Below are 12852 nucleotides of genomic sequence, written 5' to 3'. Positions count from 1 at the left end.
CATACTGAGAATCATCGATACACAGTAAGAACGTTTTTTTACCTTATTTTCTTAAATTTTAAAAATAGTGACCGATAGATTTGACAAAGCTAATACGCTTAACATACTAATCAATATCATATTAAAGGTGGTTATATTACTTGTTTCGAATTACGAAAGACGTGTGGTTAAAAAGAGATATTCTTGAAGTCTTGGATAATCAATCTAAGCCCATCTATTTTTATGAACTCCTGGTTGATTTCCCCCAAATTAGCCTGTCCACGCTCCAAAAAAAATGTCATGAACTTCAACAAGAAGTCAAGGAATGCTACCCACAAGGGGATGTCGCGATTTTAATCGATAAAAGACGTGGGATTCAACTGGTCCGAGAAACAAACAACCTACAAAAAATCATCGAATCGTTGATAAAAAAAGAGCTACCCTATATCACTGTCAAACATTTCATTTTTACTGAAACGATTGACACTGCTGCTTTGTGTGATCAATTAAGTATCAGTAATTCAAAATTACGTAGACAGTTGGCACAGATGAATCGAATTATCAATGGCTACGATTTACATATGACGGTTTCTCATCAAATCAAAATATTTGGTAGTGAAGCGATGCGACGGTCGCTCACGATTTTAATGCTGTCGCTAGCCCATCGACAATTCTCAAATATTGACTGGGTTGATAACCAGGAATTTTATCTCAAGCAAGCCATGAAAATTGCCAATTACCTTAAACTACCAACGAATCATAGCTACATTGAGAGTATTGCGCTTACTTCATTTGTGAATGAACAAGCAATTCGTCGAGGACGGGCAGTTTTCTTTCAGAATGAATCCCAAGCGCTCATTGAGCAAATCGATTTTCCGAAAAAGCCCTTTTTCTTGGCCCACTGGGATGAAAATGACTGGATTTATTTTTTCTTAACCATCTACAGCACTGCATTTTCTTCTCTTGATCTAAAAATCAAAAAATCTTTCAGAGAAACTTTTTTCAAGTCCCCACTTTATTTGGACTGGCTTCAGCTGTTTGAAAAACACTTTACACCATTAAAATCAGAGCAGAAAAAACAAGTTTCTCAAAATTTATTACGAGAACACTTAACTCTTAGCGTCCTAAAAATCAACTATGTTTTTTTTAGTGCCTATACGATTAAAACCTTACATCACCTTGAAATCGCTCACCCACGCTATTATCATATTTTTTCTGATTTTTGGGAAGCATATACACAGCTTCATCCAGATTTTGAGTTACAGCAAACAAAGATGAATAACTTATTTATCTGTCAATCACTCATTCCAATTGATCATTATTTACCAAAAATCAAATTATTTATGGATACAAATTTAATGTATGCTTTAGAAAAACTAATGGAACAAAAAATCAGCGATGCGCTAGCAAATAAGTATGTGCTGACATTCACTGAAAAAGTAGAAGAAGCAGACTTTATTTTAACAACCTACACGCCTTCCTTATTGATTGACATACCGGAGGGAAAAATGATCCTACTGGAACCTAGCCTTTCATCAAATGATTTCTATGCAATGGAAAAAAGATTCGACAACTACTATCAGTAGGCTGTCGAATCTTTTTTAGATTCTTTTTTGCAATTCCTTTAATAAGTCTGCTTGACTCGAAAGAATTTTTCCATTTAATTTAATTAATCCCGTCGTATACAAATTCAAATAATGGAATTGATTTTCGGCAATCTCCGTTAAAGCAGCAATTTTTTTTGGATGTTCGCCACCTTGTTGACGACTATCTGTATACAAGCCTAATATTGGAATACCTTTGGCGTAAGCCACACCTATTTCTGAAGCCACTCCGGGATCAATCGATAGCCCGTCGAGGACTGCGATCATCAAGTGGCTAGCTAGCACTTTTTCCGTATCGGCTAAAGCAATCATCTCACTATTGGCATAAGCTGTTTTATCATTAATCGCTAAATTTTCTTGCGGCAAATAGATGTTCAATGTCGGGAACTCTTGACGGATTGATTGAACCAACACTTCATTATAGAAACGCTCGCTTTGTGCAAACATTGGCGCTGCAAAATAAATATTCATTTTTCTTCTCTTCTCCTCTTCCATCAGAAATAGTCGCTAAAATAAGCGGCATTATCCGGAATAATTTCTTCTAAAATCCGCAAAGTCTCTTTTGTCGTTTGAATGCGTTCGACTAACGACAAATAGGCTGCACGACGATAATTCATTAATAAACAAGTCAATGTCTGAATGTCCAAGTGTACGGCTTCTCCGATTGCCTCTCGTGAGACGATTACTTGTTTTGTGTCTGTGTCCCATTGTAAACCAAAAATGCCGCGATTCCAATCCGCAAGAGGATCAGAAAGCACAAAATGAAAAGGTTTTTTAAAAGACTTAAAAGGAAACTCTTTTAAGAATGCTTCCGCGTCCACAATTCTTGCCATATAGTACGGTGAAATTCTTTCTTTTATTTTGCTATCTTCCAAAAGAAAAGCTAAAGGTTCATTTTTATAAATATCGCCTTCAATTTGATAAACCATCGAAAAATGCGCACCGATAAAATTCCAAAGCCCATTTCGTGCTTCTTGATTTAAGTAAAACATCTCTTTTACGTGAAAGATTTCTTCCGCAACCCAGTAAAAAAGAACTCCTTGCGCCTTTCCATCCGCATCATAATAAATCGCGGCAGTTCGCTCTTCCTCATTTTCATAGCGCCAATATTCTTCCCAATGAAAGTCCGTTCGCTTTAACGCACCGTGGTTCATTTGCGCAAAACGCTGATAGACCTCTAGCACGTCTTCATGTTCGACTGAATGACGCTCGACACTACCAGCAACTTCCACATGTTTTGGCAATTGGGTGCCTCGAATGTTAAAAGAAAGTTTATCTGACATGATTTCCCAGCCTTTTTCCCGATAATACGGAATATTATAGGGATATAAATAAGAAATCGTTTGGCCATCTGCTCGCATGTTTTCAAGTGCCACTTTAATCAGCTCCAACATGAGCCCTTGTCTCGCATACTCTGGATAGGTCCCAACTCCTGTCACCCCACCCATTTTATATTGTTTCCCATGAATATTTACTTCACAAGGATAAATGGCAATTTGTGAAACGAGCTGATCTTGATCGAACCAACCGAAAACTTTGGAATAGACTAAAATTGGACGTTTTGATCGAATCATTTCTCGTTTGTCCGCATAGCCACTTTCTTCAATATCCGCTTCTGTTATTTGAAATACATAACTTAACAACTCATTAAACTGCTTTAAATCATTTTCGTCTAGCAGTCGGATTTCAAATCCTTTCGCAAACTTTTGTTCCATTTGTTCGCACTCCATTCATCCTTTTTTTATAGTATAACAAATCTCACTCACCTTTGTTTGTCTTTTTCACTGTGTTGTTGACACAAAAGGCTTTTAATCTCTTTCTTTCGTTGGTATAATAGATGAGCTGACTAATAGAAATGAGGAATAAATGAATGCATACATTAGATGAAATGAAAAAACGCCAGCAGTTGATTCGAAATTTTTCGATTATTGCTCATATTGACCATGGAAAATCCACTTTAGCAGACCGGATTTTGGAAAAAACGGAAACCGTCACTTCCCGAGAAATGCAAGCGCAACTGCTTGACTCCATGGATTTAGAAAGAGAACGTGGCATTACTATCAAACTAAACGCAGTAGAATTAACGTATACCGCCAAAGATGGCGAAACGTATACCTTCCACTTAATCGATACACCAGGACACGTGGACTTTACTTATGAGGTTTCTCGTAGTCTGGCTGCTTGTGAGGGTGCAATTTTAGTGGTAGATGCGGCGCAAGGGATTGAAGCACAAACATTAGCAAACGTGTATTTGGCTTTAGATAACGACTTAGAAATCTTACCAGTTATTAATAAGATTGACTTACCTGCGGCTGATCCTGAACGTGTACGAAAAGAAATTGAAGATGTGATTGGACTGGATGCTAGCGAGGCGGTTCCAGCAAGTGCGAAAGCTGGCATTGGCATCGAAGAAATCTTAGAACAAATTGTCGAAAAAGTCCCTGCACCTGCGGGTGATTTGGAAGCACCTCTGAAAGCTTTAATTTTTGATTCGGTCTATGATCCTTATCGTGGCGTTGTTTTAAACATTCGGATTATTGATGGGGTTGTTCGTCCTGGGGATACCATTCAGCTGATGAGCAACGGAAAAACTTTCGATGTGATTGAGGTTGGCGTCTTCTCACCTAAGGCGGTCGATCGTGACTACTTGATGGTTGGCGATGTTGGTTATATTACTGCTGCAATTAAAACGATTCAAGACACGCAAGTTGGGGATACAATTACGCTAGCAAATAATCCTGCAAAAGAAGCTTTGGATGGCTACCGTAAAATGACCCCGATGGTCTTTTGTGGCCTTTACCCAATTGATACTTCTCGTTACAATGATTTGCGTGAAGCTTTAGAAAAACTTCAACTAAACGATGCTGCCTTACAGTTCGAACCAGAAACTTCTCAAGCACTTGGTTTTGGTTTCCGTTGTGGTTTCCTCGGCTTGTTGCACATGGATGTTATCCAAGAACGTTTAGAGCGCGAATTTAACTTAGATATGATTACTACTGCTCCTTCCGTTATCTATCATGTCAACCAAACAGATGGTTCAATGGTCGTGGTTGATAACCCTGCAGAATTCCCAGATCCTGTAAAGATTGAGAACGTAGAAGAACCCTATGTCAAAGCACAAATCATGGTTCCTAACGATTATGTCGGCGCTGTGATGGAATTAGCGCAAAGAAAACGTGGCGATTTTGTGACAATGGATTATTTGGATGATTATCGTGTCAACGTGATTTATGATATTCCGCTATCAGAGATTGTCTACGACTTCTTCGATAAATTAAAATCAAGTACCAAAGGTTATGCTTCTTTAGACTACGAAATTTCCGGCTACCGTCCAAGTAACTTAGTGAAAATGGATATTTTATTAAACTCTGAAAAAGTCGATGCACTCAGCTTTATTGTTCACCGCAATTTCTCTTTTGAACGCGGAAAAGCGATTGTTGAAAAATTAAGAAAATTAATCCCTCGCCAACAATTTGAAGTGCCTGTTCAAGCAGCCATCGGACAAAAAATTGTGGCTCGTTCTGACATCAAGGCCCTACGTAAAAATGTTCTTGCCAAATGTTACGGCGGCGATGTTTCTCGTAAACGCAAACTCTTAGAGAAACAAAAAGAAGGAAAAAAACGGATGAAACAGATTGGTTCTGTGGAAGTCCCTCAAGACGCCTTCATGGCCGTTCTGAAGATGGACGACGAGTAAAGATTGCTACATCAAGGTTCTAGTTGAAAGACTAGGACCTTTTTTGTGTTTCTTCCCCCATTTATCCCCCATAAAATAAAATGGGGGATAAAAAATCGTTTAAAACCATTTCTATAATTGCGTGATCCGACGCGCTTTCAACATGTTTTTTTATTCCCTCTCATTTTTTATCTTCTGTTCCCCTTCACAAACAGAACAAATGTTCGTATAATAGAGTCAGAAATCGAACGAAAGGAGACAAAGTCATGTACTTTGATTATGACGCGGAACCACATGGTGATTATCTTTGCATCGATTGCCGCTCTTTTTATGCAAGTTGTGAAGCCGTCATGCGTGGATTAAATCCGTTAGAAACGATGCTCGTCGTTATGAGTGGTGGCGACCGACCGAGCGGATTAATTTTATCCGCTTCACCAAAAGCCAAGGAAGTATTAGGCATTTCGAACGTGACTCGGCGTTTTGAATTACCAGACCATCCCGACTTAATTATCGCCCCACCTCAAATGCAAAAATACATTGAAATCAATTTAAAAATTATTGAAACGATAAAAAACTATGTACCAATCGAAGACATCCATATTTATTCCATTGACGAATTATTTATTCGTTATGACAATGTTAAACGTTTATATAAAAATGTTGATGTTAAATTATTTGCGTTAGCTATGATGCGGAAGATTCAAGAAGCAACTGGGATCTATACTGCTACTGGAGTTGGAGATAATATGCTACTTGCAAAGTTAGCTTTAGACAATGCGGCAAAACAGAGTGAACATTCCATTGCAGAATGGCGCTATGAGGATGTCACTCAAACACTTTGGCAAATAGAAAATCTAAGCGACTTTTGGGGAATTGGTAGTCGTATGGAAAAGAGACTACAAGAAAAAGGAATCCGTACGGTCAAAGAATTAGCAAACTATGATCCTTACTCGCTTAAAAATTCGCTGGGAGTGATTGGTGCTCAACTACACGCCCATGCCAATGGGATTGACCGTAGCCAAATTGGTGACAACTATCAACCAACAGAAAAAAGCATTAGTAACTCGCAAATTCTACCAAAAGACTACAACAATGAGCGTGACATCCAAGTCATTATTAAAGAAATGAGTGATCTTGTTGCTTCACGGTTAAGAAAACTCCAAGCGCAAACAGCCTGTGTCCGTCTATCGATTGGTTATTCTAAAAGTGAAAGTGAAACAGGGTTTTCAAGGCAACTAAAAATCGCTGAGACCAATAGTACCAAGTTGATTGCCAATTCCCTCTTACAAATCTTCGAGACGCATTATCAACCTGGGAAACACGTGCGACAAGTCGGCGTTACTTGCTCAAAGTTGGTTTATAATACCAGTATTCAATTAGACTTATTTTCTGATCCCGACAATCAAATAAATCAAGAAAAACTCAATGATTTACGAGATAAAATTAGAGATAAATACGGCTTTCATTCCTTGATTCACGCCAGTTCGCTTTTAGATCATGCAACTGCGATTGATCGTTCAGTTAAAATTGGCGGTCATTAATTTTTTAGGAGGGATTTTATGGGATATGGGAAAGAGTATATTGATCGGGGGATCGTCAAATGGAATGGCATGTATCTATCGGAACATCTACGTCAATTACAAACCGTCATGAATGACTCTGTTCATCAACCGAAACAAAAAAGGAAAATGACCGTTAATGAAAGAAATGATGTTTTATCTAAAGCACAATTGAAAGGACTTTCTGTCGCGATTCAAAAAGAAGCACGCAATCTTGAGGGAAATTATCTCGCAGAGGTCGTTGGCAAAATCGAAGGCTTTGATCACAGTGGCTTATTTATCGATGGTGAAAAAATCATTTTTGATGCCATCAGACATGTTGAAATTCGTGACCATCCGAAATGGTCCCGTATCGATTAAAGTCCGATGCGAGAATGAAGCAAAATTACACAAGAAGTTTTTGACAATCCCCCCTTAGCTGCTGAAAGGAAAACGATATGAGGTCGATTGTAAGCAGGACAAAAAGGATTTTTTTTGATCTGGAAAAAATCAATAGGTTCCATAAAAACAGAGAAGTACTCCAGTTAACATGGTGAAGTGCCTCTGTTTTATCCTTCTGTCCGCTTCTTCGGCATTTTTTGTATTCATTCCATCTTTTTTCAAGTATAATAAGAAATGGAATCATTTATTAACGATATGGAGGTACGTCTTTTGAAAAGAATCAAAGTCAATTGGAATGAATGGATTATTCGTTTCGTTTTTTTAATGCTTGTCATTATTGGTTACCGTCTGGTTTCAAATTATCAAGCCATTTTCACATCAATCAAAAGTTTTATAAAAGTCCTTTCCCCTTTTATTATGGGATTTGCGTTGGCATATCTTTTAAATGGTGCGCAAGGACGAATCAAGTCCCTTTTAGGAAAAACCAAAAATACATTCATTCAAAAAAACAAACATGGTTTGAGCGTCTTAATTTTGTATTGCCTTTTAATTTTAGCGATCTTTTTATTATTAAATTTCATTGTTCCTTTGCTGATTCGAAATATGATTGAATTGCTGAAACTCTTTCCAACCTTTATTAATTATTTAATGGGTGTGGCAGCAAAAATTGAAGATAATGGTTTTTCAGAGTTTTTCTCAATTGAAGATATTGTGGCGTCTTTAGTCGGTGCCTTTTCGTTTGAAAAGCTTTTAAATCAATGGTCGCATTCGCTCGCTTCCATTGGCCAACTTTCAATGGGGGTTTCTTCATTTGTTCTAAATACTTTTCTAACTTTAGTCATCTCTATTTATGTTTTAGTCTTTAAAGAGTCTTTACTTGATTTTACCAATCGCTTTTTTGGAAAACTACTACCAGAAAAAACCTTTACCAGCAGTAAGTACTGGCTGCAAACAACGAACAAAGTTTTTTATAAGTTTATTACCTCTCAGTTTCTCGATGCTTGTATTATTGCACTGCTTTCTACGATTATCTTAAGCGTCTTAAGAGTTCCTTTTGCTATTACGCTCGCTTTACTTTTAGGCGTCGCAAATATGATCCCTTACTTTGGTTCGATTTTTGCTTCAGTCTTTGTTGCCGTTGTGACTCTGTTTACAACAGGACCGAGTTTGGCATTAATCACCTTAATCGCTTTAACCATCTTACAACAAATTGATGGCAACATCATCGGGCCACGAATTATGGCAGGTTCCTTGAATCTGAACCCCATCGTGATTATTATCTCCATTACAATTGGGGGCGCTTATTTTGGTGTGCTAGGAATGTTTTTAGCCGTACCAGTAGCTGCAATTATTAAAATTGTGACAATGAATTGGCTTGATCGTGACAAAACTTCAGAAACAAAAGAAGCCTTGCCTTCCTTGCCGATTGATCCAACAGAAGAATAAGAAAAAACAGGACAGTGATAAAAATCATCGTCCTGTTTTTTCGTTTTTTTGGAATCATTAATTCAGGTCCTTCGAACGTTTCTTTGCTTCTGCCACAAAAACCGTCATCTCTTTTCTAAGCGCTTCTCTCAGCTCATTGACATCCACGTGGACTAGTTTCTTTTCGCGCACGAGTTGCTGCCCATTTACCCAGACTGCTGAAACATTGCTACTATTCGCTGAATAAACTAAAGCAGAATAAGCATCATAAATTGGAAACATATTGACGGATTGTGTTTCGACTAAAGTTAAATCCGCTTGTTTCCCTTTTTCAATTGTCCCTACGAGGTGTCCCAGGCCTAAAACGTCACTGCCACCTTTTGTTGCTAGATGAACAATTTCTTTTGCTGGAAATAAACCACGATCGGCGTTATCAGTCTTTTGAAAATTTGCAAACATTCGCATTTGAGTGAATAAGTCCAGTGTATTTCCACTACTTGGTCCATCTGTTCCCAAACCAACATGCAAGCCTTCCGCGAGCATTCGTTTCACTGGTGCAACACCTTTGGCTGATTTGGTATTCGCTCCAATACAATGAGCAATCCCAAGCTTCTCCTGATGTTGACGTAACAAAGACCAATCACCTTCTTCAATAAACAAACAATGAGCCATAATCAGGCGTTCATCGAAAAAACCGAATTCATTTAAAAAAGCAATCGGTGTTTGCTGGTACTTTTCTTGAAATTCCGTCATTTCATAAGTCATCTCGGCGACATGCATTGAAATAGGTACTTGATACTTACTAGCTAATGCCACAATCGCTTTAAAATCTTCTTTTGTATTCGTATTCGTCGCGTGAGGAGCAATCATTGGCGTAATTAAGGGATGCTCTAGCCAGCGTTGAATAAACCCTTCTGTCCATTCTAAAGCTGCTTTAGGTGTTGGAAAGTCACAAGTTGCCATATCAATAATCGTCTCACCTACAAGACCACGCATTTGCATTTCCACCGCAGCTTCAGCCACTTCTTCTTCAAAATAATACATATCACAAAAGGTCGTAACTCCGGCTAAGAGCATCTCAGCCATGGCGTACTTACTTGATGCCTTGACCAATGCTGGAGTCATAAACTGTTCGAGCGGAAAAAGAAAGCGACGTAAACGATCGGGGACGTCATCGCCTAGCGAACGAAAGGGAACCATCCCTGCATGCGTATGCGTATTAATCATACCAGGCATTAAAATGCCACCTTGACCATCAATGACGATTTCTGCCTTAGGTAGTTCCTCTGTCATTTCACCAAAACGTGCAATTTTCTCTTTTTCGATTAAGACAAAAGCGTGCGGGATTTCTGTCATCTTTTCATCCATCGTTAATAAATGAACATTTTTAATTAGCTGTTTCATTTAACAACACCCCATCTTCTGGAAAAACAAGTGGATAGAAGATTTGTGATTTTGTATCCATCATCCCTTTATCTGTTACTTTAATCGCTGGTGAGACAGGTAACGACAACGTAGAAAAAGACATGATTTCATTGCCATTTTCATAACCTAGTTTTTTCATTTCTTGTCGAACTTTTTTTAATGCATGTCCAAGCTCCTCAATTGGTGCTTGCGAAAGAATACCGCCGATTGGTAACGGACAAGTAGCGACCACTTTCCCATCAGCCACAACAACATAACCACCTTGCATCTCTAACAATGTCTCCTGAGCCAAAACAATCGATTCGGGGTCATTTCCCATTAACATCACATTATGATGATCATGAGCCCAGGTTGTGCCAATCGCCCCAACACCACTTAAGGGATCATCCATTAGCGCATGTGCCACGTTGCCGTTTTTCCCGTAACGTTCCATGACGATTAACTGTGCCAGTCCTGCCTCTTGCCACTGCAGTTGCCCATTTGTGACAGGCACTTCTTTCGTAATTCGTTCAGTAAAGGTGCCAACTACTTGTTTTTGAATCACATTACAACGAACAACTGCTTGTTTCGTCGCAATTCGTAAATCTAAATCTGCTTTTGTTAATTTTTTACAATCAATCGTTTGATAATAATTTTTCGGGAAAGATTCCACTTTTTCTGGATACTTAAAAGGTTGCCCCTTGCTAAAAACTTTTTCGCCACTTTTATAGACTGTTTCAATTTCAAAAGCTTTTAAATTTTTGATTAACATAAAATCTGCCACTTTTCCTGGAGCAATCATGCCTCGATCGAGCAAACTCATCCGACGAGCCGGGGTATAGGTTGTCATATAGATTGCTTCTTCTACCGGCAAACCACAAGCCACTGCCTTCATTAAATTTTTATTGAGATGCCCCTCTAAAAAATCATCAACCATAATGTCATCGGTAATGAAGCAAGCAAAATCAAATAGGGCATTGTCGCGAATTACCGCCATATTTTCCGGTGTAATCGATTTGTCTTGAAATTGAATGAAGAGCCCTGCTTGGATTTTCTCTAGTAAGTGTTCTGGAAACTGGTGGGTATGATCAGAAGAAATCCCACTTAATAAAAAGTCCGCTAATTCTTCTTCATAAATTTTCGGGATATGCCCTTCTAAAGGCATCGTTGGTCGTTCTTTTTTACAAAGATCAATAATTTGACGAATCAAGGAATTTGGTTCGTAGGCAATTCCTTTGAAGTTCATCGCCTCTCCTAAACAGATGACTTTCGGATTTTTTAAGAGTTCTTTGACCTCTTCTAAGCCAATCACACCACCCGTTGTTTCTAAATCAACCCTTGTCGATGGCACGGAAGATGGGATTGCATGAAAAATATCCATCTTCGTTTCTGCTGCCATAAAATGCTTCAAGCCGTCGAGCCCAAAGACATTCCCCATTTCATGAGCATCAGCCACTACAGTCGTTACGCCATAGCCTAAGGCCGTTTCTGAAAAAATAGCCGGTGTCGTCATCGAACTTTCAATATGCAAATGAATATCAATTAAGCCGGGGATCATGTACTGACCCTCGGCTTCAATCGTTTCCATTGCATTGAGATGTTCCATGTCGGCAGGGCTAAGATAATAAAACTTCCCTTGTGCGATTGCGACATTCTTTTTCGCAAAATTTCGGGTCGGTGTTTGATAGACCCACGCATTTTTGATTAACAAATCTGCCTTCATCTTCCATTCTCCTTGCTTTTTAGTTGTTCATTGTGCGATTCCATTGATCGACCCAATTTGCCATATTTTCATTGATCATTGCAAAATCAACTGGTTTTGCGCGGTCGGCCACAGCACCATAGGTTTTCTCCCCAATTTCAGCTTCTGAAAGGACGACCTCTTGATTCACGGGGCCTTCATTTAACGAGAGAGCTTTAACTTTTTGTGATTCTGCACTAATGCGGTAGTTAACAAAAGCATAAGCTAAGTCTTTGTTTTCCGTGGTTGCTGGAATATTCACCGTATTAAAATTCGCGTACGTTCCGCTTTCTGGAACCATATACGTCACTGCCTCGGTTGCACCTTTAATAATATCAACAGCAAAATCGGCGACAACCGCTACGCTAATTTCCCCTGATTGGAACATATTAGCTAAATCTGAAGATTTCGAATAAGTTTTAACGACATTTGGTTTTAACGCTTTTAGTGCCTCAAAGGCTTTGGCTCCTTGATCGACTGCAATCTCTTGTCCAGCATAATCACTTGCCACGTGCAACATCAGTGGCCCGGCAGTGACTGTAATATCTGGAATAGAGATTTGACCTTTTAAATCTTCATTCCATAAGTCATCCCAAGAAGTAATTTCATAGCCTACTTTTGATTGATCATAAACAATACCGATACTATTCACAGCAATTGGCACCCCTGCGCCACTTTCAAAAACTGCTTTGGCACTGTCGGTTAATTGAGCTAAATTTGGTACTTCTGCTTCTGTAATGGTTAGGAATAAGTCTTCTTGATTCCCCTCAGTTGAATGGTTTTGTGCCAACTCAATAATATCAATCCCCGCTTTAGGATTGTTTTTTAATTTCGTAAAACGATCGGCACTATTCCCTAATTCTAAGGTTATTTTTGCCTCTTCTTCTTTTTCAAAAGGAACCATAATGTCTTCACGAACAATATCTTCACTTAATCCAAAAGTGGAAACGACTAAATTCTTACTGCCTTTCGCCTTATCTGATCCACTATTTCCTGAACCTCCTGGTGCTTCACTATTCCCACAAGCACCTAATGTCAAAGCTGTGATCAATAATAAACCTGTTAAGTATTTTTTCTTCATAA

Annotated in this window: 10 protein-coding genes; 5 read left to right on the top strand and 5 right to left on the bottom strand. The window is 38.7% G+C overall.

Annotation, left to right across the window (positions count from 1 at the left end; translation table 11 throughout):
* Positions 1 to 140 precede the first annotated feature (140 nt).
* Positions 141 to 1565, top strand: coding sequence for a helix-turn-helix domain-containing protein (locus tag ACYSNO_RS00675; RefSeq protein WP_461729136.1), 1425 nt, complete (start codon positions 141 to 143; stop codon positions 1563 to 1565).
* Positions 1566 to 1580: 15 nt separating this feature from the next.
* Here ACYSNO_RS00675 and ACYSNO_RS00670 read toward each other — a convergent pair whose 3' ends face one another.
* Positions 1581 to 2054: a nucleoside 2-deoxyribosyltransferase gene (locus ACYSNO_RS00670; protein ID WP_461729135.1), complete on the bottom strand. Its 474-nt coding sequence runs from the start codon at positions 2052 to 2054 to the stop codon at positions 1581 to 1583.
* Between the two features lie 23 nt (positions 2055 to 2077).
* A complete protein-coding gene (locus ACYSNO_RS00665) occupies positions 2078 to 3298 on the bottom strand; it encodes a GNAT family N-acetyltransferase (protein WP_461729134.1) in 1221 nt (406 codons plus the stop codon).
* Between the two features lie 155 nt (positions 3299 to 3453).
* Between ACYSNO_RS00665 and lepA the strand changes: the two genes are divergently transcribed.
* The 4 genes from lepA (at position 3454) to ACYSNO_RS00645 (ending at position 8645) form a co-directional block, all read left to right on the top strand.
* The gene (gene lepA, locus ACYSNO_RS00660; protein ID WP_461729133.1) at positions 3454 to 5280 is read left to right on the top strand and encodes a translation elongation factor 4; all 1827 of its coding nucleotides are present in this window, start codon (positions 3454 to 3456) and stop codon (positions 5278 to 5280) included.
* Positions 5281 to 5525: 245 nt separating this feature from the next.
* Positions 5526 to 6800: a Y-family DNA polymerase gene (locus tag ACYSNO_RS00655; protein ID WP_461729132.1), complete on the top strand. Its 1275-nt coding sequence runs from the start codon at positions 5526 to 5528 to the stop codon at positions 6798 to 6800.
* Between the two features lie 18 nt (positions 6801 to 6818).
* Positions 6819 to 7178, top strand: a complete 360-nt coding sequence (locus ACYSNO_RS00650) for a hypothetical protein (protein ID WP_461729131.1) — start codon at positions 6819 to 6821, stop codon at positions 7176 to 7178.
* A 291-nt stretch (positions 7179 to 7469) separates the two neighbouring features.
* On the top strand, positions 7470 to 8645 hold the full coding sequence (locus tag ACYSNO_RS00645; RefSeq protein ID WP_461729130.1) for an AI-2E family transporter: 1176 nt from the start codon (positions 7470 to 7472) through the stop codon (positions 8643 to 8645).
* A 57-nt stretch (positions 8646 to 8702) separates the two neighbouring features.
* Here the strand turns inward: ACYSNO_RS00645 and ACYSNO_RS00640 are convergent, their stop codons facing one another.
* From ACYSNO_RS00640 to ACYSNO_RS00630, 3 genes are read right to left on the bottom strand one after another with little or no spacing between them, the layout of a single operon-like run.
* Positions 8703 to 10028, bottom strand: coding sequence for an amidohydrolase (locus tag ACYSNO_RS00640; RefSeq protein ID WP_461729129.1), 1326 nt, complete (start codon positions 10026 to 10028; stop codon positions 8703 to 8705).
* Complete coding sequence (locus ACYSNO_RS00635; RefSeq protein ID WP_461729128.1) at positions 10012 to 11751, bottom strand: adenine deaminase C-terminal domain-containing protein; 1740 nt, start codon at positions 11749 to 11751, stop codon at positions 10012 to 10014. The genes ACYSNO_RS00640 and ACYSNO_RS00635 overlap by 17 nt, the downstream gene beginning before the upstream one ends.
* Before the next feature lie 19 nt (positions 11752 to 11770).
* Entirely contained in the window at positions 11771 to 12850 is a 1080-nt protein-coding gene (locus ACYSNO_RS00630; RefSeq protein ID WP_461729127.1) for an ABC transporter substrate-binding protein, read from the bottom strand.
* Positions 12851 to 12852: the final 2 nt, after the last annotated feature.

Source organism: Enterococcus sp. LJL98 (assembly GCF_054871745.1).
The sequence above is the reverse complement of the archived record's forward strand: the minus strand, read 5'-3'. Positions and strand labels throughout refer to the sequence as shown.

What these genes read in the sequence shown, in the direction of transcription:
- ACYSNO_RS00670 (WP_461729135.1), bottom strand. Translation starts at nt 2,054, where the DNA reads ATGAATATTTATTTTGCAGCGCCAATGTTTGCACAAAGCGAGCGTTTC.
- ACYSNO_RS00665 (WP_461729134.1), bottom strand. Translation starts at nt 3,298, where the DNA reads ATGGAACAAAAGTTTGCGAAAGGATTTGAAATCCGACTGCTAGACGAA.
- lepA (WP_461729133.1), top strand. Translation starts at nt 3,454, where the DNA reads ATGCATACATTAGATGAAATGAAAAAACGCCAGCAGTTGATTCGAAAT.
- ACYSNO_RS00655 (WP_461729132.1), top strand. Translation starts at nt 5,526, where the DNA reads ATGTACTTTGATTATGACGCGGAACCACATGGTGATTATCTTTGCATC.
- ACYSNO_RS00650 (WP_461729131.1), top strand. Translation starts at nt 6,819, where the DNA reads ATGGGATATGGGAAAGAGTATATTGATCGGGGGATCGTCAAATGGAAT.
- ACYSNO_RS00640 (WP_461729129.1), bottom strand. Translation starts at nt 10,028, where the DNA reads ATGAAACAGCTAATTAAAAATGTTCATTTATTAACGATGGATGAAAAG.
- ACYSNO_RS00635 (WP_461729128.1), bottom strand. Translation starts at nt 11,751, where the DNA reads ATGAAGGCAGATTTGTTAATCAAAAATGCGTGGGTCTATCAAACACCG.
- ACYSNO_RS00630 (WP_461729127.1), bottom strand. Translation starts at nt 12,850, where the DNA reads ATGAAGAAAAAATACTTAACAGGTTTATTATTGATCACAGCTTTGACA.